The sequence below is a fragment of the Pseudomonas sp. nanlin1 genome (assembly GCF_045571515.1).
Classification (GTDB): domain Bacteria; phylum Pseudomonadota; class Gammaproteobacteria; order Pseudomonadales; family Pseudomonadaceae; genus Aquipseudomonas.
The window spans coordinates 3102238-3127707 of record NZ_CP124218.1 but is presented as its reverse complement, the minus strand read 5'-3'; the positions used below and the strand labels follow the sequence as shown (position 1 = coordinate 3127707).

Sequence of the window (25470 nt, the reverse complement as noted above, 5' to 3'; positions counted from 1 at the left end):
TTATACCCCGAGGTACTGGCGCACGGCGGCAATGGGCCGGCGTAGCAACTGAAATGCCAACGGCGCGTACTCGCCATACACCCGGGCGGTGCCCCGCGAGCCGATACGCGGGGTCGTTTCGGCGCCGGGGGAGGCGACCAAGGTGTAGCTGGTCAGGTTACCCGCGCTGGTGTGCGGGGTGTAGCTGACCGAGCGCAGCTTGGCCTGCAAGCCACCCAAGGGCGAGTTTTCCAGATAGATGCTGACGGGGTTGCCGACGGCTAACTCGATTGCGTTGCCGGTGGACAGGTCGATGCGATAAGCCACTCGCGTGGGGTCGGCGACTTGCAGGATTTCTTCGCCCACCATCACCGAGCGGCCCTCCCAATCACGCCGGTCACTGTACAGGGCCAGGCCCGCGCTGGGGGTGTGCACCAAGGTGCGCTGCAGCACTTCCACCGCGTAGTCGTAGCTGACCCGCGCCAGGTCGTGTTCGGCCGCGGCGATCGCCAGTTCGTGGGCTGCCTGTGGGTCACTGAAGGCGGCGGCGGAGGTGCGGCTATCGCGGGCCTGAGCCACCGCCAATTGTTGCTGGGCCAGGACCATTTCGTTGCGCGGCTGGATGTCTTCGAACTGCACCAGAGGCTGGTTGGCCTGCACCGCCGTATTGGGTGCGATCAGCAGGTTGCGGATGACCCCGTTGATCGGCGCAGTCAGGACATAAGGTTGGTCGGCAATCACCTCTACCGGCGCCATCACGCTCAGGCGCACGGGGACACACGCCAGGGCCACCACTACCAACGCGGCTATGGCCAGAGCACGTTTGGACAATGGCAGACGTTCGAGCAGGCTGCGTTGCCCGCCAAACCGCTGCAAGGCGTGGGCGTAGGTCTCGCCCAAGCGTTCAAGCAGCGCTTGCTCCCTGGGGCTAAAGGGCTGCTCGCGCAAAAATAGCGCGCCGGTGCTGAGGCGCCCGTCGGCATCTTTGAGCGGCAGCCAGAGCGCATGGCGCAGGGCGTAGTCGTCCAGGGTTTGCCCATGCACAGCGCCTTGGCCGAGCGCTGGCAGCTCAAATGCATACAGGTTGCCCAGCAACCCGGTCCGCTCATGGCTTGCCAAGAGGGCCTGGAGCGCCTGGGCCAGCGGGGTGTGGCGGTCAGCCAGAGGCAGCCCGGACACCGCCCGCAGCTGCAGCGCCTGGCGAGCCCGCTGGCGCCGCCAGGCCATGGCCTCGCCATAGGGGACCATCTCTTGAACCGCATTGACCAAATGGAACAGCAGCTCTTCACGGGTCGGCTGGCGACGGATTTCAGCCTCTAGGGTCAATAGGTGCAGCGCGGCCTTATGCGCTTTATCGGTGTCGCCGGGTGGGTTCGGCGGTAGCTGCACGTTGATACTCATTGCCCGTTGCCCTCCTTGGCGAAGGTGGCCGTACCGCTCATGCCGGGAGTCGCCATACCGCCGCGGTTGGCGGCAAAACGGCCAATGATTTTCACGGTCTTGCTCACCGGGTCAACCGAGGGCAACAGCCGATCGACCACCGCGCTCAGGGTTTGCCCGGTTTCATCGACCTGGAACGTGAAGGCCGTACCGGGCTTGAGCCACTGCAGCCATTTGGACGGCACGATCAGGTCCAGCTCCAAAGTCGTGGTGTCGATGATCCGCAACAAGGGTTCGCTGACCGAAACCGACTCGTACAGGTGGGTCATGCGTTCAGTCACACGCCCGGCAAAAGGGGCGAACACCTTGCATTGTTTGAGCTGCGCCTGCAGGGCTTCGACCTCGGCTTTGGCCTTGTTCATTTTCGACACCGAAATGAGCACGTCGAACTTGCCCACCGAGTTGAAGCGCTCCAGTTCCTGATTAGTCTCTACGGTTTTTTCTTCCACCTGCATCCCGGCCTGCGCTGCACGCAACTCGGCCTGGCCGCGATCACAGTTGAACTCCACCAGCAGGTCGCCTTTCTTGAACGCCGAACCTTCACTGAACGGCATCTTGATGATCTGCCCCAGCATGTTCGACGATAAAGTCGCTTCGTTGACCGCACGCACCACGCCACGGGCCTGGTTGTCGGCACTTTGCCGGGCTTGCGCGCTACGCTGGCGGGCATCGCTGGCCGGTGCGTTGGTCAATGTGGCAGGCAGTGGCGAAACCAGCGGGCTGACCATGGCCGGCGTGCCCGGTGTGGGCTTGGGCAGCATCGCGGCGCTCGGCGCACCGGCGGCGACTTCGGCGGCCACGCCATGGCCAAGCAGGGCGGTCAGCAATGCACCACCAGTACACAGGGTAAGCAGGCCCAAGTATTTGCGGTTCATCATTCGGTACTCCCGGGCTGTTCAGGCATAGGCGGCAGACTGGTTGCACGGTCGGTCCAGTGCTTTTGCAGTTTTTCAGCGATCTCGCGGATGGGCGTATCCGGGTGCACCTCGATATCGAAGTTGTCCAGGCCCATGGAGGCGTACAGGTTGGCAAAGGCGTTCTGCACGTCCGCGTAGGCGGCGTCATAGCGGATATCGGCCAACACCGAGTTCATTTCTTCGCGTACCAGGTTTTGCTGGCTGACGGTGCGGGCCTGGAAGCCACCGCGGGAGAGTTCGAGAATTCGTTCTTGCACTTCCGAGGAGTTGCGCGTGGTTCCTAGCTCCTGGGAGAAGCGGATGAAGCGTACCCGGGCCACGTGGATCTGGGTCATGACCGCCAACGTCAGGGCCAGTTGGCGCTGTTCGATCACGGTGTTCTCCGCCTGTAGTGCCCGCTTTTGCGCGGGGTAGCGGAAAACATTCATCAGGTTCCAGGTGATCTGCCCGCCGTAGTTGGCCCAATTGGAGTGGTAGAGGTACTGGTTGGAATCGTAGTTGAGCCCCAGCACGCCTTTGAGGCTGGGCAGGGCGCGGATCAGCGCGGCGTTCAGTTCGTTCTGATTGATCCGTTGGCGGTACGCACCTTCGCGCAACTCTGAGCGAAAGCGTAAACCCACCATGACCATCTCATCGGCAGAGCCTGGCAGTTCCGGGACCACATCGGTGCGGTCGGGCAGCTCCAGGCTGAAGCGGGTTTCGGGCTTGAGGTTGATCAGCGCGGCCAGTTGGTTTTTCGCCAGCGAGAGTTCCCGTTGCAGCTTCTGCACGTCGCCCTGGACCTGCAGCAAGTCGCGCTGGTAATTGAGCACCGTGAGCGGCGGCACTAAGCGCCGCGATTCCAGTTGTTGGGTCTGCAGTAGGGCTTTTTGCGCCAAGGCCTCCAGGTCGACCAGTTTTTTATAGGTGCGATCCGCACTTACCGCGCGCCAGTAGGCCGTACGTACGTCTTCTTGAATGCGATTGACCACCTTACGCCGGCGCTCGGCCGCGATCAGCTGTTCGTCGGCGTCCTGTAGGCCGCGCACATAAGACAAACCAAAGTCGAGCACATCCCAGCTAGCCGTCAGGCTTGCTGTGCTGTATTCGCGCTCGCTGGAGGTGGAGGGTTCCAGCGACTGGCGCCCGGACAACAGCGAGCGGCTACTGGAGCCGGCTTGGTTGTTGCGGCCGTTGTAGCCCATGGCGGCGCTGAGCATGGGCAGCATGCCGGAACGGTTGAGTTCCAGTTGGCGCTGGCGCAGCTGCTCGTCGGTCTCCTCGATTTTCTGGTCGAGGTTGTACTTGAGCGCTCGCGCCATCGCTTCATAGAGGGACAGAGGGCCACTGAGGGGTTCTTCAGCGGCGATGGTGGCGTCGATGCGAGCCTTTTGTTGCAGGGCCGCGGCGTCGACATCAATGGGTTGCGGAACGATGGTGCAGGCCGATAGCCAACATACGCAGCCTATGGCCAGCAGGTAAGGCTTAACAGCGGACCCTTGGCGGGGGAAACTCGACTTATCCATAAGTTCTCTATTACAGGCGCCACTTCTCAAGGCGCTCGATTCACTACCGCAGGGCGGTATTCTCGCGGCCCTGGTTCATTGTTCTGACAATGTGGTGTCGGGCTTCCCACCACATGGATCCACGTTTCTTAGTGAAGCAGGGTTTTACCCGCTAGGCAAAATTCCCCTGAAAATCATTGTTCACGGCGGCTTCATCCGGCTAACAGCCGGGCCAGGGCGTCCCGCTCCAGTACTCGGCGCTGGCTTGCCAGTTGCAGCTGCTCGGCCAGTGTCAGTGGGGCATTGGGCACATTGTCGATTGCCGAACCAGGGTCTGTAGCTGGCGAAGCCGCGAAGGGCTCACCAGACGCCGGCCCACTATCGGTATCGCTAGAGGCTTGGGGCAGCAGATCGACCGTACGCGAGGGGGCGGCGGTGTCTGGCTTCATCTCACTAACATCCAACGGTTGCCGATTGGGCTCATTAAGGTCGCCCAAGGCCTGGGCGACCGGGGCGGCCTCGGTGCGCAAATCGTTTGATGCGAGTTTCTGGATGCCATCAATGGCCGCCGCCAGGGGCCGGTCTGCATTCAGGGTGGCCAAGCCATCCAGCCGTTTCACCGAGTTCACGGCGTCGAGCAGCACGGGTTCGAACTGTACGATGCGCTGGTAGGTTGGTTCGCCACTGGACGTATTTTCCGGCACTAGGCCCAGGCCCCGGCGCTGGGTTTCGCTGCCCGGAGCCAGGCCCATAAATGGGTTTGTGGGGTCAGTGCTGGCGACCGGCGTAGTAGGGCTGGTCGGTGTGGTCGGTTGGGTGGGCGTGGTGCCGCCGTTGCCAGTGCCGCTGCCGTTATCACTGGCGACCGCCAGCGTGACCGTGGCGCTGGTCACGCCGCCATCGGCATCGCGCACTTGGTAGGTAAAGCTGTCAGGCCCACTGTAGCCGGCCGCCGGGGTATAGATAAACTGGCCGTCGGCGCCGAGGCTCAGGCTGCCGTGGTTGGGGCCCTGCTGCAGGTCAAAGCTGAATGCATCGCCATCACTGTCGCTGGCGCTCAGGCTACTGCTCAGCGGTGTACCCGCGGCCACGTTGAAACTGCCGCCCGCCGTGATGGGGGCCGGGTTAGTCACGGTCAGGGTGACGGTCTGGCTGGCGCTAAGCTGGCCGTCACTGGCGCTTACGGTCAGCACATAGACGCCATTGTTGCCCAGGGTCGAGGCATTATTGAGCAAGGTGCCGCTGATCAGACCGGTCTGCGGGTCAAGGCTTAGACCGGCTGGCAAGCCGCTAACGCTGTAGGTCAGGGTATCGCCGTCGGGGTCGCTGAACGTGCCGCTGAGCGCCAGTTGGAACGACCCACCGTCTACGGCCTGCTGCGCAGCGATGGGCGTCGCCAGCACAGGCGTCTGGTCGCCGCTCGCGGACACAGTAAAGGTCACGCTGGCGATGGCAGTGCCACCATCGGCATCAATGATTTGATAGCTGAAACCGTCCTGGCCGGTGAACCCTGGGGCAGGGGTGTAGCTGTAGCTACCATCGGCATTAAGGGTCAGGCTGCCGTGGGCGGGAAGCTGCGTCACGGCATAGCTCAGCGCATCGCCATCGCTGTCATCGGCCTGCAGCACGCCGCTGTAGGTGCTGCCCTGCAGTACGGTCAGGCTGCGGTCGCTGGCAACCGGCGCGGGGTTCTCGGCGGTAAGGGTGAAGCTCTGGCTGGCAATGCCGCCCGCGCCATCGCTGGCGGTCACGACCACCGTGTAGACCCCACCCGGCACCGCGGCCGATGCGCTGCTGCCCAGGGTACCGCTGATCAAACCAGTCAACGGATTGATGCTGATCCCGTTAGGCAGTCCAGTAGCGCTGTAGGTCAGGGTGGTGCCGTCTACGTCAGCGAAGTTGCCCGCAATGTTAAGACTAACTGAGGTGCTGTCATTTGCGCTGATAGCCGCGATAGAGCCTGTAGCCACTGGCGCGTCATAGACGGGTGTTACGTCGAAAGTGATGGTAGCGGTGGTGACTGCGCCATCAGCGTCAGTCACCGAGTAGCTGAAGCTGTCCGTGCCGTTGAAGTTGGCGTTTGGCGTGTAGGTGTAGCTGCCATTCGGGTTCAAGACCAGCGTGCCGTTAGTTGGCTGAGTAGTGGCGGCGAAGGTGAGAGCATCGCCGTCTACATCGGTGGCGGTGGTCACGAGGTTGCCGGTGACCGGGGTGTCTTCGGCTAAGGTGACGGTGGTATTGCTCGCCGTTGGCGCCGGGTTGGTCGCTGTCAGTGTGAAGGTTTGGCTGACTGTGCCGCCTAAGCCATCGTTAACGGTCACGATTACGGTATAGATGCCGCCCGGTACCGCGCTGGAAGCGCTGCTGCTCAGATTCCCACTGATCAAGCCGGTCGTTGGATTGATGCTGATCCCGTTAGGCAGGCCTGTGGCGCTGTAAGTCAGTGCAGTGCCATCCACGTCCGCGAAGTTGCCCGCCACATTCAAGTTGATCGCGGTGCTGTCATTCGCACTAACCGCTGCGATAGAACCCGTCGCTACCGGTGCGTCATAAATGGGAGAAACATTAAAGGTGATAGTGGCCGTGGTCACCGCGCCATCAGCGTCAGTCACCGAGTAGCTGAAGCTGTCCGTGCCGTTGAAGTTAGCGTTTGGCGTGTAGGTGTAGCTGCCGTTGGGGTTCAAGACCAGCGTGCCGTTAGCTGGCTGAGTGGTCGCAGTGAAGGTCAGAGCATCGCCGTCCACATCAGTCGCGGTGGTTACGAGGTTGCCTGTGACGACGGTGTCCTCGGCCAACGAAACGCTGGTGTTGCTAGCAGTCGGCGCGGGATTTGTCGCTGTAAGTGTGAAGGTCTGGCTGACCGTGCCGCCCAAACCATCGCTGGCCGTTACGATTACGTTGTAGATGCCACCAGCGACGGCGCTAGAAGCGCTGCTACCCAGATCCCCGCTGATCAACCCGGTTGTCGGGTTAATGCTGATCCCATTAGGCAGCCCAGTAGCGCTGTAAGTTAGGGCCGTGCCATCAACGTCGGCGAAGTTACCCGACACGTTTAGGCTAACTGAGGTGCCGTCGTTGGCGCTGATGGCTGCGATAGGACCTGCAGCCACTGGAGCGTCGTAGACCGCTGTTACATCAAAAGTGATTGTGGCAGTTGCGACTGCCCCGTCCGCGTCGGTAACCGAATAAGTGAAACTATCGGTACCGTTGAAGTTAGCGTTGGGTGTGAAGGTGTAGCTGCCGTTCGGGTTCAACACCAGCGTGCCGTTAGCTGGCTGAGTGGTCGCAGTGAAGGTCAGCGTATCGCCATCTACATCGGTGGCGGTGGTCACGAGGTTGCCGCTGACCGGAGTGTCCTCGGCCAAAGTGACGGTGGTATTGCCTGCTGTCGGCGCGGGGTTCGTGGCTGTCAGGGTAAAGGATTGACTGACTGTGCCGCCCAAGCCATCGCTGGCCGTTACGATTACATTGTAGATGCCACCTGCGACGGCGCTAGAAGCGCTGCTGCCCAGATCCCCGCTGATCAAGCCGGTGGTCGGGTTAATACTGATCCCATTAGGCAGACCAGTAGCGCTGTAAGTTAGGGCCGTGCCATCAACGTCGGCGAAGTTACCCGAAACGTTTAGGCTAACTGAGGTGCCGTCGTTGGCGCTGATCGCCGCGATAGAGCCCGCAGCCACAGGCGCGTCGTAGACAGGCGTCACGTCAAAAGTAATGGTAGCCGTGGTCACCGCGCCATCAGCGTCAGTCACCGAGTAGCTGAAGCTATCCGTGCCGTTGAAGTTAGTGTTTGGCGTGTAGGTGTAGCTGCCATTCGGGTTCAACACCAACGTGCCGTTGCTTGGCTGAGAAGTGGCGGCGAATGTCAGGGCATCACCGTCGACATCAGTCGCACTGGTCAAGAGGTTGCCGTTGACCGGGGTGTCCTCGGCCAAGGTGACGGTGGTATTGCCTGCTGTCGGGGCGGGGTTCGTGGCTGTCAGGGTAAAGGATTGGCTGACCGTGCCGCCGAAGCCGTCGCTGGCGGTCACGATAACATTGTAGATGCCACCTGCGACGGCGCTAGAAGCGCTGCTACCCAGATCCCCACTGATCAACCCGGTGGTTGGATTGATGCTGATCCCGTTAGGCAGGCCTGTGGCGCTGTAAGTCAGTGCAGTGCCATCCACGTCCGCGAAGTTGCCCGCCACATTCAAGTTGATCGCGGTGCTGTCATTCGCACTGACCGCTGCGATAGAACCCGTCGCTACCGGTGCGTCATAAACGGGAGAAACATTAAAGGTGATAGTGGCCGTGGTCACCGCGCCATCAGCGTCAGTCACTGAATAGCTGAAGCTGTCCGTGCCATTGAAATTGGCGTTTGGCGTGTATGTGTAGTTGCCGTTTGGATTCAACACCAGCGTGCCGTTAGCTGGCTGAGTGGTCGCAGTGAAGGTCAGCGTATCGCCATCTACATCGGTGGCGGTGGTCACGAGGTTGCCGCTGACCGGAGTGTCCTCGGCCAAAGTGACGGTGGTATTGCCTGCTGTCGGCGCGGGGTTCGTGGCTGTCAGGGTAAAGGATTGACTGACTGTGCCGCCCAAGCCATCGCTGGCCGTTACGATTACATTGTAGATGCCACCTGCGACGGCGCTAGAAGCGCTGCTGCCCAGATCCCCGCTGATCAAGCCGGTGGTCGGGTTAATACTGATCCCATTAGGCAGACCAGTAGCGCTGTAAGTTAGGGCCGTGCCATCAACGTCGGCGAAGTTACCCGAAACGTTTAGGCTAACTGAGGTGCCGTCGTTGGCGCTGATCGCCGCGATAGAGCCCGCAGCCACAGGCGCGTCGTAGACAGGCGTCACGTCAAAAGTAATGGTAGCCGTGGTCACCGCGCCATCAGCGTCAGTCACCGAGTAGCTGAAGCTATCCGTGCCGTTGAAGTTAGTGTTTGGCGTGTAGGTGTAGCTGCCATTCGGGTTCAACACCAACGTGCCGTTGCTTGGCTGAGAAGTGGCGGCGAATGTCAGGGCATCACCGTCGACATCAGTCGCACTGGTCACGAGGTTGCCGGTGACTGGGGTATCCTCGGCCAAGGTGACGGTGGTATTGCCTGCTGTCGGCGCGGGGTTCGTGGCTGTCAGGGTAAAGGATTGGCTGACCGTGCCGCCCAAACCATCGCTGGCCGTTACGATTACGTTGTAGATGCCGCCAGCGACGGCGCTAGAAGCGCTGCTGCCCAGATCCCCGCTGATCAACCCGGTTGTCGGGTTAATGCTAATCCCATTAGGCAGACCAGTAGCGCTGTAAGTCAGCGTAGTGCCATCCACGTCCGTGAAGTTGCCCGCCACATTCAAGTTGATCGCGGTGCTGTCATTCGCACTGACCGCTGCGATAGAACCCGTCGTTACCGGTGCGTCATAAACGGGAGAAACATTAAAAGTGATAGTGGCCGTGGCGACCGCACCATCGGCATCAGTCACCGAGTAAGTGAAGCTGTCCGTGCCATTGAAGTTGGCGTTTGGCGTGTAGGTGTAGCTGCCATTCGGGTTCAACACCAGCGTGCCGTTAGCTGGCTGAGTGGTCGCAGTGAAGGTGAGCGTGTCGCCATCTACATCGGTGGCGGTGGTCATGAGGTTGCCGCTGACCGTGCTGTCCTCGTCCAAAGTCACCAGGCTGCTATTGGCAACAGGGGCTGGGTTGCTGACGTTGAGGGTGAAGGTCTGAGTGGCCGAGGCGCTGCCGTCGCTGGCGGTCACCACGATGGTGTACAGGCCGTTCTGACCAGGGCCTTGGGTGGACGCGCTGCTGTCCAGGGTGCCGCTGATAAGGCCGGTGTGCAGGTCGATACTCAGGCCATTGGGCAGGCCGCTGGCGCTGTAATTGAGTGGGTTGCTGTCGACGTCGGCGAAGTTGCCTCCTACGTCCAGGCTGAAGGCAGCGCCGTCACGGCTGGCCTGGCTGGCGATGCTCCCGTAGCTAACGGGGGCGTCGTCGACCGGCGTAATGATCAAGTTGATTGTGGCGCTGCTCGTGCCGCCGTCGGCGTCGATGACTCGATAAGTGAAACTGTCGGTGCCGTGGAAATCGTGGGCAGGGGTGTAACGGTAGCTACCGTCGGCATTTAAGGTGAGCACCCCGTGTAGTGGCGCGCTGACTGGGGTGGTGTCGACCCGTAGGGTGTCGCCGTCGAGGTCGCTGGCCGTATCCAACAGGTTACCGCTGACACTGCTGTCTTCTGCCAGGGTCACGGTGCTGCCGGTGGCGGTGGGCAGCGGGTTGCTCACACTGAGGGTGAAGCTTTGCGTGACAACGGCGCCCTGGCCGTCGCGGGCGCTGACCACCACAGTGTATTGGCCATCGCCGTTAGGGCCGCCGGCCGAGGCACTGCTGCCCACGATGCCGCTGATGGTGCCGTCGGCACCGATGCTCAGGCCGCTGGGCAAGCCGCTGGCGCTGTAGAACAGCGTGTCGCCGTCGACATCGGCAAAGCGCCCGGCCAGGGCGAGGTTAAATGGGCTGCTGTCAACGCCAGTCTGGGCGGCGACGCTACCCAGGGCGACCGGGGCATCGTTAACAGGCGTAACGCTTAGGCTCACGGTGGCGCTGACCGTTGCGCCGTCGGCGTCCGTCACTTGGTAGGTGAAGCTGTCGCTGCCATTGAAATTGGCATCCGGGGTGTAAAGGTAGCTGCCGTCAGCGTTCAGCACCAGGGTGCCGTGGCTTGGCCCAATGCTGGCGGTGAAGGTCAGGCGGTCGCCGTCGACATCACTGGCCAGTAAGTTACCGGCCAAGGGGGTGTCTTCGGCAGTGCTCAGGGCACTGTTGGCGCTGCTCGGCGCGGGGTTGCTGACGATCAGCACAAAGCTCTGTTGCACCGTGGCACCGTCGGCATCGCGGGCGCTGACCGTGACGTTGTACTGTCCGCCACCATTGAGGCCGTCGGCGGACGCACTGCTGCCCAGCGTACCGCTGATCAGGCCGTTGGCGTCGATGCTCAGGCCCGCGGGTAAGCCGCTGGCGCTGTAGCTGAGGGTGTCGCCGTCGACGTCGGTGAATGCGCTGGCCAGGTTCAGGCTGAAAGGCGCACTGTCGTTGGCGCTCTGCGCCGGCACGCTGCCGAGCGCGGTAGGCGCGTCGTTGACGGCGGCAATGGTGAGGCTGACCACCGCCGTGGCTACGCCCCCATCGGCATCCACCACCCGATAACTGAAGCTGTCCGCGCCGTGGTAGTTGGCCTCGGGTGTGTAGGTGTAGCTGCCGTCGCCGTTGAGTACCAAGGTACCGTGGGCTGGGCCCTGTTGCGTGCTGAATGTCAGGCTATCGCCATCGACATCCGTCGCACTCAGGGTGCCGCTGATTGGCGTATCTTCGTTAAGGGTCAGGTTGATAGCACTGCTGCTTGGTGCCGGGTTGGTAACGGTTAGCACGAAGGTTTGCGCGGCCGTCCCGCCATGGCCGTCGCTGGCGCTGACGGTCACGATGTACTGGCCGCTGCCGTTGAGGCCACCAGTGGACGCGCTGCTGCCCAGTACACCGCTGATCACGCCATTGGCATCGATGCTCAGCCCCGTGGGCAACCCGCTGGCGCTGTAGCTGAGGGTATCGCCATCGACGTCACTGAATTGGCCGGCCACGTTCAGGCTGAAGGGCGCGCTGTCGACAGCACTTTGGGCACCGAGGCTGCCGGCGGTGGTGGGCGCGTCGTTAACGGGCAGCAAGGTCAGGGTGACTGTGGCGACCGCCGAGCCTCCATCGCTATCGATGACCCGATACTCGAAGCTGTCGCTACCGTTGTAGCCCAGGGTCGGGGTATAGACGAAGCTGCCGTCAGCGTTAAGCACCAGGGTGCCATGGCTGGGCCCGCTGACAGGTTGGGTGTCGACCCGCAGGGTGTCACCGTCGGGGTCGCGGTCGTTGCTCAATACGTTGCCGGTCAGCACGCTGTTTTCATTGCCACTCACGGCATCGGCGAACGCCAGGGGCGCAGGGTTGCTGACCGTCAGGGTGAAGCTCTGGCTGAGCAAGCCACCCTTGCCGTCGCTGGCGCTGACCACAATGGTGTAGGCGCCACTGGGCACCAGGGTCGACGCGTGGCCGCCGAGGGTGCCGGTGATTGCGCCGGTCTGGCTGTCGATGCTCAGGCCCGCTGGCAAGCCGTTGGCGCTAAAGCTCAGGGTATCGCCGTCAGGGTCGCGGAACGCACTGCCCACCGCCAGGTTGACGGCCTGGCCGTCGACTGCGGTTTGGTTGAGGATCGGGCTGGCAATGGGGTCGGCGTTGGCGGCGGCATTGATCGCCACTGTCACCGTGGCAGTTTCCAGGGTGCCGTTGGAGAGTACGGTATAGGTGAAGGTGTCGGTGCCGGTGAAACCCATGGCTGGGGTATAGAGCGCATTGCCCTGGGCATCGATGGTCACGCTGCCATGGCTGGGCGTGCTGAAACCTTGCACCACGCGGCCGCTGTTCTCGAAGCTATCGTTAGCCAACACGTTGAAGCTGACCTGGGTATCGGCGACCGTGGAAACGTGGTCGGCGACGATGTCGGCCACAGGGGTAATTGTGATCGGCAGTTCTGCGCTCACGTTAAGAATGCCGCCGGCCAACTGGCCCAGCTGCAGGGTGACCTGGACCGGCCCATTGTAATCGGCACCCGGTGTGTAGAACACGCCGTTGAGCGCCGCGTTGATGGCCGCTAGCGTGCCGCTGATGCGCACACTGGTGTCATGGTTGCCGGTGCCTTCACGCAGGTCGATGCCTGCCGTCTGGGTCAGCGACAGGGTGCCCACGGGTACGCTGATGCGCAGGTCGAGCACCTGGCCGTCGACATCGCCCACGCTCAGTTGCTGACCCAGCAGGTTGGCGAACAGCAGCGGGGTATCTTCGGCCAGTATTTGCAGGGTGGGCAGGGTAAGCGTGGGCAGGTCGAGGACCGCTGCGATCACGACAGCAATTTGGCCGGTCGCGCTGCCGCCATCGCTGTCGCGGACCGTATAGGTGATGGTGTCGAGCCCGTTGTAGTTGGCATTCGGGGTGTAGGCCAAAGAGCCGTCGGAGTTGATCGTCACGCTGCCGTGCTGGGCGCTGGCCGTGGTCAGGGTGACGCCGTCACCATCGGGGTCGATGACCGCCAGGGTCGTTACGCCGATGGTCAACGGGGTGTCTTCGACGCCCTGGACCGTCACGCCGACTGCAGGGATCGGCGCCGGGTTGCTCACCTGGATCAGCAGCGTCGTAGAGGCGCTGGCCCCGGACAGGTCAGTGGCGGTCACGGTGACGTTGTAGGCGCCAGCGGCGCCATTGACCGAACTGTGGCCGTTGACCTGGCCACTGATCAGGCCGCTCAGCGGGTCGATGGTAAGCCCGGTGGGCAAGCCGTTGGCGCTGTAGTGCAGAACGTCCAAGCGGTCGGCATCGCTAAAGGCCTGGGCAGTGGGGACGCCAATCACCAGTTGGGCATCGAGCAGGGCCAGGCTACCCAGGTTACCGTTGACCAGCGGGGCGGTGTTGCCGACGCTGACGTTGACGCTCACTTGCTCGGTCACGCCACCGGAGCTGACGGTGTAGGTAAAGCTGTCGTTGCCTTTGAAGCCCAACGCTGGGGTGTAGGTGACCAAACCGCTGGCGTCGAGCACTACCACGCCATGGCTGCCCTGGCTAACACCGACAATAGCCGGTGTAGCTTCGAACGTGTCGTTGGCCAACGGGTTGAAGGTGAGCGGCGCCAAGGGGCCGGTCTGCAGGTTATCGCTGACACCATCGGCCACTGGGGTGATGTTCAGGGCAATGCTGCTGGCCTGGCTGAGCACTCCATCGCTGGCCAGCACGCTGAGGCTGGCACTGCCGTTGTAGTCCGTGCTGGGGGTGAAACTCATGCCTTCCAGGGCGGCGTTGATGGCGGTCGCGCTGCCACGCACTACCATGCTGGCATCGGCGCTACCGTCACCGCTGACAAAGGTCAGCCCAGCGGTTTGCGTCAGGGTCAGGCTGCCGTGGGTGCTTTGCAGGGTGACGGTGAGGGTGTCGCCATTGGCATCGGCCACCACGATGGCATTGCCCTGGGCACTGGAAAACACCAGGGTGCTGTCTTCAGCGAGGGCCTGGCTGGTGGGCGCGGCGATGCTCGGGGCGTAGTTGGGCAGGGCGGTGGAGAGGTACACGGTGGCGGTTTCTTGGGTGCCGTTGGAGGTCACCGTGTAGGTGAAACTGTCATTGCCCACGTAGCCAGTGTTGGGGGTATACAAGGCATTGCCCTGGGCGTCGAGGGTGACGCTGCCATGGGCCGGTGTGCTGAATGCGCTGACCACGCGCCCGCTGTTCTCGAAGCTGTCGTTGGCCAGCACGTTGAAACTCGCCGGTGTGTTGAGGGTGGTGCTGACGTGGTCGTCGACAATGTCGGCCACTGCGGCGATCCCAACGGGCAGCGTCAGGTGCACATTGAGAATGCCGCCCATCAGTTGGCCCAAATCCAGGTTGATAGCGACGGGGCCGTTGTAGTCAGCGTCTGGGGTGTAGATCAGCCCGCGTAGCGCGGCGTTGATGTCGGCCACAGTGCCGGATATCTGCAAGGTACTGTCATTACTACCGGTGCCTTGGCTGATGCTCAGCCCGGCGGTTTGCGTCAGGGTGAAGGAACCCACCGGCACGCTCAATTTGAGGTCGAGTACCTGGCCATCGATGTCGCCCACGCTCAGTTGCTGGCCGAGCAGGTTGGCAAAAATAAGCGGAGTGTCTTCAGTCAATAGGGGGATATTGGGCAAGTTCAGGACCGGCAGGTCCGGCACCGCTGCCAGTACCACCAGAATATTGCCGGTGGCGACCCCGCCGTCCACGTCGCGCACGGTGTATGTGATGGTGTCCAGGCCGTTGTAGTTGGCATTGGGTAGGTAGCTCAGCGAGCCGTCGGCGTTGATGGTCACTGTGCCATTGAGGGCCGTGGCCTGGGTGATGCTGAAGGCATCGCCATCGAGGTCAAGGATGCCAATGGTGCTCGCGCTGATACCCAGCAGGCTGTCCTCGCTGCCGCCCACTTGCAGGCCGATCAGCGGAATGGGCGCCGGGTTGCTGACCTGCACCTGTAGGGTCGAGGTGACGGATGCGCCGGACAAATCGGTTGCGGTCACCACCGCCGTGTAGTTACCCGTCCCGGCGGCGCCATTGACCGACGCATGGGTGTTGACCAGCCCACTGATGATGCCCGTCAGCGGGTCGATGGTCAGGCCAGCCGGCAGGCCGGTGGCTTTGTAGGTGAGCACGTCGAGTGCGTCGGCATCGCGAAAGGCCAATGCCGCGGTCACCAGCACCAGGCCGCCGTCAACGGTGGTCAGGGTCCCCAAGCTGCTGGCGGTGGGCGCGCTGTTGCCCACCGTGACGTTGACCGCCACCACTTCGCTCGCCCCCCCTGAGGAGACCGTATAGGTAAAGGTATCGCTGCCGATATAGCCCAGGGCCGGGCTGTAGGTGATGTTGTTGCCTAGCAGTTGGACGGTCCCATGGGCGGCGCTGCCAACCGCGGAAATGCTCGGTGTGCCTTCGAAATTGTCATTGGCCAGCGGGGCGAAGGTCACCGGCGCCAGGGGGCCGGTCTGCACGTTGTCCGCAACGCCATCGGCGACCGCGGTGATGCTCATGGCGATCATCGCGTTTTGCACGGCGGCGATGCCGTCGCTGGCCTGCACGCTAATCACCGCGCTGCCGTTGTAATCGGCCACGGGAATAAAAGCCAGGCCATTGAGCGCGGCGTTGATCGCCGCGGCGGTGCCGCGTACCACCATGCTGGTGTCGGCCACGCCGTCGCCGCTGGTAAAGGTCAACCCGCTGGTTTGCGCCAGGGTCAGGCTGCCGTGGGTGGCGCTGAGGGTGACGCTCAATAGATCGTTATTGGCATCGGCCAAAGTAATGGCATTGCCCTGGGCGCTGGAGAACACCCGCGTGCTGTCTTCGGCGAAGGTCTGGGTGACCGGCGCGCTGATGGTGGGGGCGTAGTTGATGTAGGTATTGACTGTCACCGAGGCGGTTTCCGTAACCCCGCCAGAGGTCACGGTATAGGTGAAGGTATCGCTGCCGCTGTAGCCGCTGGTTGGCGTGTATAGCGCATTGCCCTGGGCATCGATGCTCACCGTGCCATGGGCAGGCGCGCTGTAGCCGGTCACCGTGCGCCCGGCGCTTTCGAAATTGTCGTTGGCCAGTACGTTGAAGCTGGCAGTGGTGTTCTGCGGCATCGTCACCGTGTCGGCGACGATATCGGCGACGGCCGCCAGGTTCATGGTAACGCTGGAGGTGGCACTGCCGTTGAGGGCGTCGGTGGCGATCACGGTCAGTTTTACCGCACCATTGACGTCGGCGCCGGGGGTGTAAACCAAACCATTGAGCGCGGTGTTGACTGCGACGATGCTGCCGGAAAAGGTCATCAAGCCATCGTTCACACCGTCGCCGGCGGTGAAGGTGAGGCCCGCCAGGGTCGACAAGCTGACGCCACCGCTGGGCACGCTGAGGGTCACGGTGGTCGCGGTTTGGTCGCTGTCGCTGATGGTGATCGCATTGCTGCCGCCGAGGATCAGCGCCGTGTCCTCGATGCCGCTGATGGGGCCCGGTACCCGCACCACCGGTGGCGAATCCACCATAACCGTCACCTGGGCGCTGCCCAGGACCAAGCCAAGGCCATCTTTGAGGGTGTAGCTAAAGGTATCGGTGCCGGCGTAGCCTGCAGTTGGGGTGTAGGTCAGGGTATTGTCGGCGTTGATCACCACGGTGCCATGGGACTGCCCGGTGACGCTGGAGATCTTCACCGTGGCGCCGAGCACCACTAGGTCGTTGTCCAGCACCCGCAGCACGTTAGGGGCGCCGTGGTAGACCACCGCGGTGTCATTGGTCGGCGCTGCCACCAGCAGGTCGTGCTGCCATTGGCTGGCTTGAACCGCGCTGGCCTCGATGGTGCCGACGTGGCTTTCCAGGGTCCAGTCGCCACCCACGCCGGTGGTGTTGGTGGAACCGGCCACATCGGTGTTGAGGGCCTGGGCCAAGGCCATCATGGTGGCGGCGCCTTCGGTGCCGGCGGCGAGGTTGCAGCCGTAGAGCAGTACGTCGCCGCCGCTGCTCATATGGGTGCCGATTTCGGCAAGTAGGTCGTGGTACTGGCCCTCGATGTTGCTGGCGGTCAATTCGGTGCCGCCAACCAGCAAGGACCCTTCGGTAGCGTGGGTCAGCAGGTGAATCGCATCTATGTCGCTGCGCCCTTGCAGGGCGCTGGAGATTTGCGCGAGGCCATCGGCCTGGCTGTCGAGGTAGATCACCTCAGCGGTACTGGGCAGGGATGACACCAGGGTATCGAGGTCCGGCAGGCTGGAGTCGACGAAGTAAATCTCCTGCCGCGTGTGGCCAGCGTCCAAAGGCGCGGTGGCGGTCAGGGCGTATTCCAGGGCATCGGTGTCACCCGTAGCGGCGGGGTCGCTGCTGTGATGGCTAGTGTCGACCGCGGCGGGCGTGTCGCTGGCGTGCACAGCGTCATGTTGCTCTGCCACCTCGGTGGCCGGCGCAGCGGCCGCAGCTGGCGCGCTCACTGCGGCCTCCACAGTGGCGACTGCTGCGCCATCGAACATCAAGCGGTTTTCCAGCGCCAAACGAATGGAAGAACTGTGGGTGCGCTGGCGTTTCATTAAGGTGCCTCCTGGCTTGGAACAGTGATGATCCCTGGATACCCTATAAGGTATAGAAGTCAGATCGGCTGAGGGCTAAATGGCATGAAGCCGTTCGTCTGAAGGGTTGCTTTTTGCTCCCAACTTACCCCAGTCGAAGGGCGGGCTACCCAGTTGTGCTGCTCGCCCTGAAACTGAGCGCTGTGCTGGACCTTACGCTCTAAACTGGATCAATCGGTCAAATATATTTACTCAAGGCTGCGTTTTCACTGGCCAAAAGTGACCTGGCATATATCCTGCTCTCCAAGCTCCCACTCCCTACCCAGCAGTCAGGTATGACCCAATGACCGAAACCCCTTGGACCGCCCATGAACCTTTGCTTGCCGCTGCCCGTGAGGCCGCCGGGGCGACGTATTCGCCTTACTCTGAATTTCCGGTAGGGGCAGCGCTGTTGACGGCCGACGGGGAAGTCGTGCACGGCTGCAACGTGGAAAATATCTCTTATGGGCTGACCAACTGCGCTGAGCGCAGCGCTCTGTTCTCGGCCATCAGCCAGGGTTGCCCGCCGCGCAGCTTTACCGCCATGGCCATTTACGCGCCCAAAGTCGAGCTGATCAGCCCCTGTGGGGCGTGTCGTCAGGTGCTGTTGGAACTCATGGCCCCCGATTGCCGCATTGTCTGCCAGGGCAGCGACCCGGCCCAGACCCGGGTATGGACCCTGGAACAACTGCTGCCGGGCGCATTCAACGCCTTCTGAATGAATTAAGCCTATCTGGAGTTACCTACGCATGATCAGTCTTGTGGGAATCGCGGTGCTTATTCTGGTCGCGCTGGCGCTGTCGCGGCACCGGCGTGCAATCAAGTGGCGCACCGTCGGCGGGGCCTTTGCGATCCAGGTGTTGATCGGCGCCTTTGCCCTCTACGTGCCTTGGGGCCAGGCCACCTTGCAAGCGCTGGCCAACGGCGTTTCGTCGTTACAGGGCTATGCCAACAAGGGCATCGAATTTCTCTTCGGTGGCCTCGGGTCGGCGCAGATGTTCGAAGTCTTCGGCGACGGCGGGTTCGTGTTCGCGATCAAAGTACTGCCTGTGATCGTGTTCTTCGGCAGCTTTATCTCGGTGATGTACTACATCGGCGTGATGGGTTGGATCATCCGCATCATTGGCGGCACCCTGCGCTTGTTGCTGGGCACCAGCCGGGTGGAGTCCATGGTGGTGACGTCGGCGATTTTTGTCGGGCAGTCCGAGGTGCCATTGGTGGTGCGGCCCTTCATTGCCTCGCTGACCCGCTCAGAGCTGTTTGCGGTGATGGTGGGCGGCTTCGCTGCGGTGGCAGGTTCGGTGTTGCTCGGCTATGCCGGCTTGGGCGTCGAGCTCAAATACCTGATCGCCGCTTGCTTCATGGCGGCGCCAGGTGCGTTGCTAATGGCCAAGCTTATGGAGCCGGAAACCGAGGCAGTGCGCGAGGCCAGTAGCCTGCAAGTGCTCGATGACCACGAGCGGCGCCCGGCCAACCTGATCGATGCGGCCGCCGAAGGGGCCCAGGCGGGCCTGCGCCTGGCCGTGGCGGTGGGGACCATGTTGCTGGCGTTTATTGCCTTGATCGCCTTGCTCAATGGCCTGTTAGGGTGGTTGGGCGGCTGGGTGGGGTATCCTCAGTTGACCCTGCAACTGATCCTCGGTTACCTGTTGGCCCCAGTGGCCTGGTTGATCGGCGTGCCCTGGAGCGAGGCGGTATTGGCCGGCGGTTTTATCGGGCAGAAACTGGTGTTGAACGAGTTCGTGGCCTACGCCGATCTGGGCCATTACCTGACGGCCGCCAAGGCCGCGCAAGCCGGCGTTCCCTTGTTGTCCCAGCACACCCAAGTGATCGTCACGTTTGCGCTGTGCGGCTTTGCCAATCTGTCGTCGATCGCCATTCAATTAGCCGGCCTTAGCGGCATTGCCCCGCAGCGTCGCCATGAACTGGCAAAGCTGGGGCTGCGCGCTATGATCGGGGGGACCTTGTCGAATTTGATGAGCGCTGCCATCGTCGGGTTCTTTATTTCGTTGTGAGCACGGCTCAGGAGGCTGCTCGATGTGGCTTGCTCAGGAAGTCATCCGGCGCAAACGCGACGGCCAGGTGTTGAGTGATGAGGATATCCGCAGGTTTGTCAGCGGTATTACCGATTGCACCCTCAGTGAGGGGCAGGTGGCGGCCTTTGCCATGGTCGTGCTGCTCAAGGGCATGGACATTGGTGAGCGCATCGCCTTGACCGCTGCCATGCGCGACTCGGGTGATGTACTGCGCTGGGAGCTGCCAGGGCCGGTGGTGGACAAACATTCCACGGGCGGGGTGGGCGATATGGTCAGCCTGATCCTGGCGCCCTTGCTGGCAGCCTGCGGCTGCTATGTGCCGATGATTTCCGGGCGCGGCCTGGGTCATACGGGCGGCACCCTGGATAAACTCGAGAGCATTCCGGGTTATGACTGCCAACCACCCTCGGCGCGGGTGCAAGCCATTGTGGCGCAGGTCGGCTGCGCCATCATCGGCCAGACCGGTGACCTGGCCCCGGCCGACAAGCGCTTGTATGCCATCCGCGACGTCACCGGAACGGTGGAATCCATCGATTTGATCACTGCGTCCATTCTGGCCAAGAAGCTGGCCGCGGGCCTGCGGGTGTTGGTGATGGACGTGAAGACCGGCAATGGCGCCTTCATGGAAGATCCGGGCCAGGCCATGGCGTTGGCGGACAGCATCGTCGCGGTGGCCAATGGCGCCGACGTGCGCACCTGTGCGCTGGTGTCGGACATGAACCAACCCTTGTCGCGCAGTGCCGGCAATGCCTTGGAAGTGGCCGAGGCCATTGCGCTGCTCAAGGGTGAAGTGCGCAGCGAGCGCCTATGGGCCCTGACCTTGGCGCTTGCCGAGCAGGTGCTGGTCACCGCAGGTCTGGCCAGCTCCGCCGAGCAGGCGCGCGAGCAGCTGTTGCAGGCTTGGCGCAGTGGCGCCGCGCTCGCTCGGTTTGGCCGCATGGTTCACGCACTGGGCGGCCCGGAGCATTTGCTCGACAACCCGCTGGCTTACTTGCCCAGTGCAGCCGTGGCCATGCCGGTGTGGGCGCACGGGCAGGGCTACGTGACTGGCGTTGACACCCGTGCGGTGGGTATGGCCGTGGTGGCACTGGGCGGCGGCCGGCAGCAGCCCAATGATGTCCTCGACCTGTCCGTGGGCTTTAGCGAATTAGCGTTCCCGGGTGAGCCGGTCGGCCCCGAGCGCCCCTTGGGCTGGGTGCACGCCGCTTCAGCGGAGCAGGCCGACATTGGCGCTGCGGCCTTGCGGGCGGCGTATCAGGTCGGCTCTGAGGCGCCAGCGGCAACGGCGCTGATCCACGCTTATGTCGGCTGCGCGGCGCCGGGTTAGAAAAACCAACCTCTAGGCGGCCGATCTGCCATGCTGCATCTGCGCACTGGCGCCGCTGACCTTGAGGAGATACGCAATGGACGACATTCAGCAACTGGGCGATATGTTGCGACACTATGCCGACAGTGAAGCCAACAAGCAGCGCACCTTCGACAGCCACACAGCGCTTTGGAGCGCACACATCAGCGCGCTGTACGATCAAATCGAAAGCTGGCTGGCGCCGGTGCTTGCCCCCGACCTGCTGGAAATCCAGCGCAGCCCGTACGTTGCCAGCAATGCTCAGGTGCCCGCTGAAGGGTCGCCGTTCAAGAGCGAAAAACTCACCCTGTTGCTCACGGCCAAACCGGTGGAATTCGTGCCTGAAGTGATGGGAGCCGGCGGCGCTATCAGCCTGGCCGTGATGGGCCTGACTTCGGCGCGCCACGGCAGCATCTCGCTGGTCTGCCAGCCACCTTCGAGTCTCTGGCAGTGGCGCAAGACCAACGGCCTCAAGGAAGCCGATACGTGCCCATTCGACGCCAACTTTCTTGCGTTGCAATTACAGGGCTTGATTCCGCGCGAACGCGGGTAAACCCTAGGGAACATGCCGAATATCGGACAAACTTTGTAAATTCTAGCTTCAGGATATGATGCTCGTCATGACAGGTCATGGCGGAGTTTCAATGGACCCCCACGCGCTCGCTGAAATCCGCTCCCGATTTGCCACCGCATTACTCGATGGCCATGTCTGGCCGGCTTTCCAGCCGCTGATTCACTTGCGTACCCGGCGTATTTCCGGCTTCGAGGTGCTCGCTCGCTGGAGCGACCCTGCGCGTGGCCCCGTGCCGCCGGTGGACTTTATTCCGGCTCTGGAAGACTGCGAACTCATCGACACCCTGACGCGCTACTTGCTGGTACGCGCCTGCCGTGAAGCGCTGGGCTGGCCGGGGGATTTTTTCCTCGCCTTTAATATCTCGCCTGTGCAGTTGAAACGGCCAGGGTTGACCCAGCTGGTTTGCGAGGCGGTGGCGTCCACGGGGTTCCCCCTGCACCGCCTGCAGGTGGAAGTGACCGAAGGTTCGTTGTTCCAAGACATCGAGGCCGCCAGCCTGATTTTGCGCGAGCTGGCCGGCCGCGGTGTCACAGTGGTGCTGGACGACTTTGGTACGGGCTTCTCCAGCCTCACCCGGTTGCAAGCCTGCCCGTTTCGTGAAATGAAGATTGATGCCAGTTTCATCCGGAGCATGGGCAGCCTGCCAGAGAGTTACAAAATCGTCACGGCCATTATTGGCCTGGGCCATAGCCTGGGCATTCGGGTGGTGGCCGAAGGGGTGGAAACCCTGGAGCAGGAACAGGCCTTGAAAAAGCTGGGGTGTGACCTGGTGCAGGGCTGGCTTTATGCCAAAGCTGTCCCCAGCGACTCGGCGCGGGCGCTACTACGGGCTTTTGGTGGGACCGATAGCACCGGCCAGGTCCTCGACACTTCACCGTTCCAACGCTTGCATCAACTCAATGCGCTGTACATGCACTCGCCGTTGGGTTTGTGTTTCATCGATCGCTTGCTGCGCTGCGTGAGCGCCAATGACGCCTTTGCCCAGCTCCTGGGCCGGCCGGTTGCCGAGCTGGAAGGGCAGGTTGCCGACACCCTATTGGCTGGCCTGGACGCTGGCGCGCTGGTGACCGACATTGTCCGGGTATTGCAGGACGGCGAGCACTGCTTCACTGAACTGACCGTGGGCGAGCAGTGCTTTACCCTGTACGGCCAACAAGTGGTGGACGACGCGGGCGACGTGTTGGGGGTATCCCTGGTGGCGGTGGACATGACCGAGCGGCAACGCGCTATGCATGCCTTGGCCGAAAGCGAAGAGCATTTTCGCCGTACCGTGCTGCTTAACCCCACCATTGGCTGGGCCGCCGACCCCCAGGGGGTCGTCAACTATATGAGCCCGACATTCACCGGGCTTGGCGACGGTACCGCCCAGCAGCGGCTTGAAGTCTGGCGTTCGATGATGCACCCCGACGATCGCGATCGCGTGCGTGACAAGTGGCTGCAGTGGATCCCGTCGGGCGAGCCTTGGAGCGTGGAGTTTCGCATTCGCTGGGCCGACGGTTCCTGGCGCTGGATGCACAGCCGCGCCGAAGCCAGTTTGCATGGCAATGGCACGGTGGAACGCTGGTACGGTGTGATTACCGATGTCACCGACCGTAAATTGCTGGAAATCAAATTGCTGGGCCTGGAAAACCAGTGCGCGGCCTCAAAGTGCAAGCGCCACTGACGCCAGCCAGGCCGGCGCCGACTTACCGAATTCGCCGACCAGCGGCGCTGTAGGCGCTCGAAAAAAACCTCAAGCCCAGACCTTTCAAGCCGCTAAACCCAGCGTGGCAGGAGACCACATTGGCGCCATGGCAGGCTTACTCGTACTCGTTACCCCTGAGTTTGCTGGCATGATCGACACCACCACCTGGAATCTGACCATTCCCCAAGGCACCCCGGCGCTGACCGTCGCAACGGCCAGCCTGCGCTCGTTGCAATCGCCGTACTACGTAAAAACCGACGCCTCCATCGTATTCTGGGCCCCGGTGACCGGGTCCCACTCCGGCACCAGTGACTTTCCCCGCAGTGAGCTGCGCGAGACCGCCGTAGACGGCAAGGCGCGTAACTGGCTCTACAGCAGTGGGGTCAACACGCTGCAGGGCACGCTGGCAGTGAATCAGGTGCCGTCCACCGGCAAGGTGGTGGTCGCGCAGATCCACGCCAAAGATGCGCCGACGCCGTTGGTAAAGCTGCAATATCGGTACGAGAAAGGGGTCGGCAATGTCGACGTCACCTACCGCTACAAGCCTGGTGACGCGAAGAGCCCTATCACCTATACCTTGACCAACGTGCCGCTGGGCAAGACGTTCAGCTATGTGTTGCAGATCAACAAAGTCGGCCAAGTCACCGTGCTGATCAATGGCACCGGCTACCAGACCAAGCTGGACCCCAAATGGGCGGGTTACCTGTTCTACTTCAAAGGGGGTTGCTACACCCTGGACAACGTTGGCTATGCCACTGAAGGCGGTCGAGTGACCTACTACAAACTGGTCGCGACCCACCTGTAGTCGGCCAGGGCAATGCCCCGGCCGTTTCAGCATCAGCCTCGCGGCGCGGCGACGGCGTTGACATAAGTGGCGTACAGGGAATGCCCGCCGGTGATAAACAGGCGGTTGCCTTTAGGCCCGCCGAATTCCAGGTTAGAGACGGTTTCGGGCAAGTGCAGGGTCGCCAGCGGCTTGCCGCTAGAGGAAAACACCCGCACGCTGTTTTGCTCGGCGTTACCGGCCCAACTGCACCAGAGGTTACCGTCGCTGTCGACGCGAAAGCCGTCGATCACGCCGTCGCGTTTGCCATCGATCAATACGCTGCTGCCGCTAAGGGTGCCGTCGGCAGCGACATCGAAAGCGCGCACATGGCACGGTTTGTCGGGGTGGCCGCCGCCAGCCGTGTCGCTGATGTACAGGCGTTTACCATCCGGGGAAAACGCCAGGCCATTGGGCCGGCCAAAATCCCCGGCGGCCACGCTGGCCTTACCGGTGTCGGGGGCGATGCGGTAGACATTGGTGGGCAGCTCGAACGCGGCTTTGTGGCCCTCATAGGGGCCAAGAATGCCGTAGCCGGGGTCTGTAAACCAGATCGCGCCGTCGGCGGCAACCACGACATCGTTCGGGGCGTTCAAGGGCTTGCCGTCAAAGCGGTCGAGCAAGATGGTCAGGCTGCCATCGTGCTCCCGACGCGTTACGCGGCGGGTTTCGTGTTCGCAACTGAGCAGGCGGCCTTCACGGTCACGGGTATGGCCGTTGGCGTTGTTGGATTGGGCGTCGTAAATGCTGATATGGCCGTCGTCAGCGCTCCAGCGCATGACCCGGTTATTAGGGATGTCGCTGAACAACAGGCAGCGCGAGGCGGGCATCCAGACCGGGCCTTCAGTCCAGCGGCCGCCGCTCCACAGGCGTTCGACCATGGCATTGCCGAGCCTGCCTTCGAAAGCAGGGTCGTGGAGCTCCCAGGCTGGGTCTGGCATGACCATGGCGGGCTGGCCATTCCAGTCGCGGTCTAGGCCGAACCGGTCAGCCGCCATGGCGCGACCGGCCAGCAGGCCGGCGGCCGATACGATTGAAGCTCCCACGAAAGTGCGACGGGCGAAGGGCATGGTCGATCCTTTTTTATTAAGATTGGAAACAATCGACTGCGACCTGCACCTGCGGTTCCGCTGCTTCAGCGTTTACCCATCGACCTTCTGCTACCGTTCGGCGCCCGGCTGGGGGTTTTGTCGTGGCTGGATTTACCGGCCCCGGGGTAGTTCGGCGTGGCCTGCTTTTTCGCCTCGGCGAAGGCTGCGGGGTTGAACGGAAAGCTGAAGGCGGGCACGCGCTCCTTGTCCGGCGTGGCTTGCGCCTCGGCGGGGGGCGATGGCGGTGCGGGCTTGGCAGGCATGATGGGCTCCATGGGAAGGGGCAGAGTGGGCGGTCGGGCGGCAAGCATGACCACAGGTGCGGCAGTATACCGCGTGGGTCAGTTGCCAGGCGCCAGTTGAGTAAGGTATTTACCCTGGCATATCATGTTGCTACCTGGGCCGGTCAGCGCGCTTATTGATGCCCACCTCACTCGAGTATCAG

The 25470-nt window shown here is 62.5% G+C and carries 12 protein-coding genes; 6 read left to right on the top strand and 6 right to left on the bottom strand.

The window, feature by feature from the left end:
• The 4 genes from QCL65_RS14435 to QCL65_RS14420 form a co-directional block, all read right to left on the bottom strand.
• Positions 1-1380 carry an HlyD family efflux transporter periplasmic adaptor subunit gene (locus QCL65_RS14435; protein ID WP_407309725.1) on the bottom strand — a complete coding sequence of 460 codons (1380 nt, stop codon included), beginning with the start codon at positions 1378-1380 and terminating at the stop codon, positions 1-3.
• Positions 1377-2297, bottom strand: a complete 921-nt coding sequence (locus tag QCL65_RS14430; protein WP_407309723.1) for an efflux RND transporter periplasmic adaptor subunit — start codon at positions 2295-2297, stop codon at positions 1377-1379. Before QCL65_RS14430 ends, QCL65_RS14435 begins: the two co-directional genes overlap by 4 nt.
• Positions 2294-3841, bottom strand: coding sequence for a TolC family protein (locus QCL65_RS14425; RefSeq protein WP_407309721.1), 1548 nt, complete (start codon positions 3839-3841; stop codon positions 2294-2296). Before QCL65_RS14425 ends, QCL65_RS14430 begins: the two co-directional genes overlap by 4 nt.
• Before the next feature lie 191 nt (positions 3842-4032).
• The gene (locus QCL65_RS14420) at positions 4033-17454 is read right to left on the bottom strand and encodes an Ig-like domain-containing protein (RefSeq protein WP_407309719.1); all 13422 of its coding nucleotides are present in this window, start codon (positions 17452-17454) and stop codon (positions 4033-4035) included.
• A 322-nt stretch (positions 17455-17776) separates the two neighbouring features.
• Here QCL65_RS14420 and QCL65_RS14415 point away from each other — a divergent pair, with 322 nt between their 5' ends.
• The 6 genes from QCL65_RS14415 (at position 17777) to QCL65_RS14390 (ending at position 23916) form a co-directional block, all read left to right on the top strand.
• On the top strand, positions 17777-18190 hold the full coding sequence (locus QCL65_RS14415; protein ID WP_407309717.1) for a cytidine deaminase: 414 nt from the start codon (positions 17777-17779) through the stop codon (positions 18188-18190).
• A 31-nt stretch (positions 18191-18221) separates the two neighbouring features.
• Positions 18222-19487: a NupC/NupG family nucleoside CNT transporter gene (locus QCL65_RS14410; RefSeq protein ID WP_407309715.1), complete on the top strand. Its 1266-nt coding sequence runs from the start codon at positions 18222-18224 to the stop codon at positions 19485-19487.
• A 22-nt stretch (positions 19488-19509) separates the two neighbouring features.
• Entirely contained in the window at positions 19510-20835 is a 1326-nt protein-coding gene (deoA, locus tag QCL65_RS14405) for a thymidine phosphorylase (protein ID WP_407309713.1), read from the top strand.
• A gap of 76 nt (positions 20836-20911) precedes the next feature.
• Positions 20912-21406 carry a hypothetical protein gene (locus QCL65_RS14400; protein ID WP_407309711.1) on the top strand — a complete coding sequence of 165 codons (495 nt, stop codon included), beginning with the start codon at positions 20912-20914 and terminating at the stop codon, positions 21404-21406.
• Positions 21407-21497: 91 nt separating this feature from the next.
• On the top strand, positions 21498-23090 hold the full coding sequence (locus QCL65_RS14395; protein WP_407309709.1) for an EAL domain-containing protein: 1593 nt from the start codon (positions 21498-21500) through the stop codon (positions 23088-23090).
• Between the two features lie 127 nt (positions 23091-23217).
• On the top strand, positions 23218-23916 hold the full coding sequence (locus tag QCL65_RS14390; protein ID WP_407309707.1) for a polysaccharide lyase family 7 protein: 699 nt from the start codon (positions 23218-23220) through the stop codon (positions 23914-23916).
• A gap of 32 nt (positions 23917-23948) precedes the next feature.
• Here QCL65_RS14390 and QCL65_RS14385 read toward each other — a convergent pair whose 3' ends face one another.
• Positions 23949-25004 carry an SMP-30/gluconolactonase/LRE family protein gene (locus QCL65_RS14385; protein WP_407309705.1) on the bottom strand — a complete coding sequence of 352 codons (1056 nt, stop codon included), beginning with the start codon at positions 25002-25004 and terminating at the stop codon, positions 23949-23951.
• Positions 25005-25069: 65 nt separating this feature from the next.
• Complete coding sequence (locus QCL65_RS14380; protein WP_407309703.1) at positions 25070-25288, bottom strand: hypothetical protein; 219 nt, start codon at positions 25286-25288, stop codon at positions 25070-25072.
• Positions 25289-25470 lie beyond the last annotated feature (182 nt).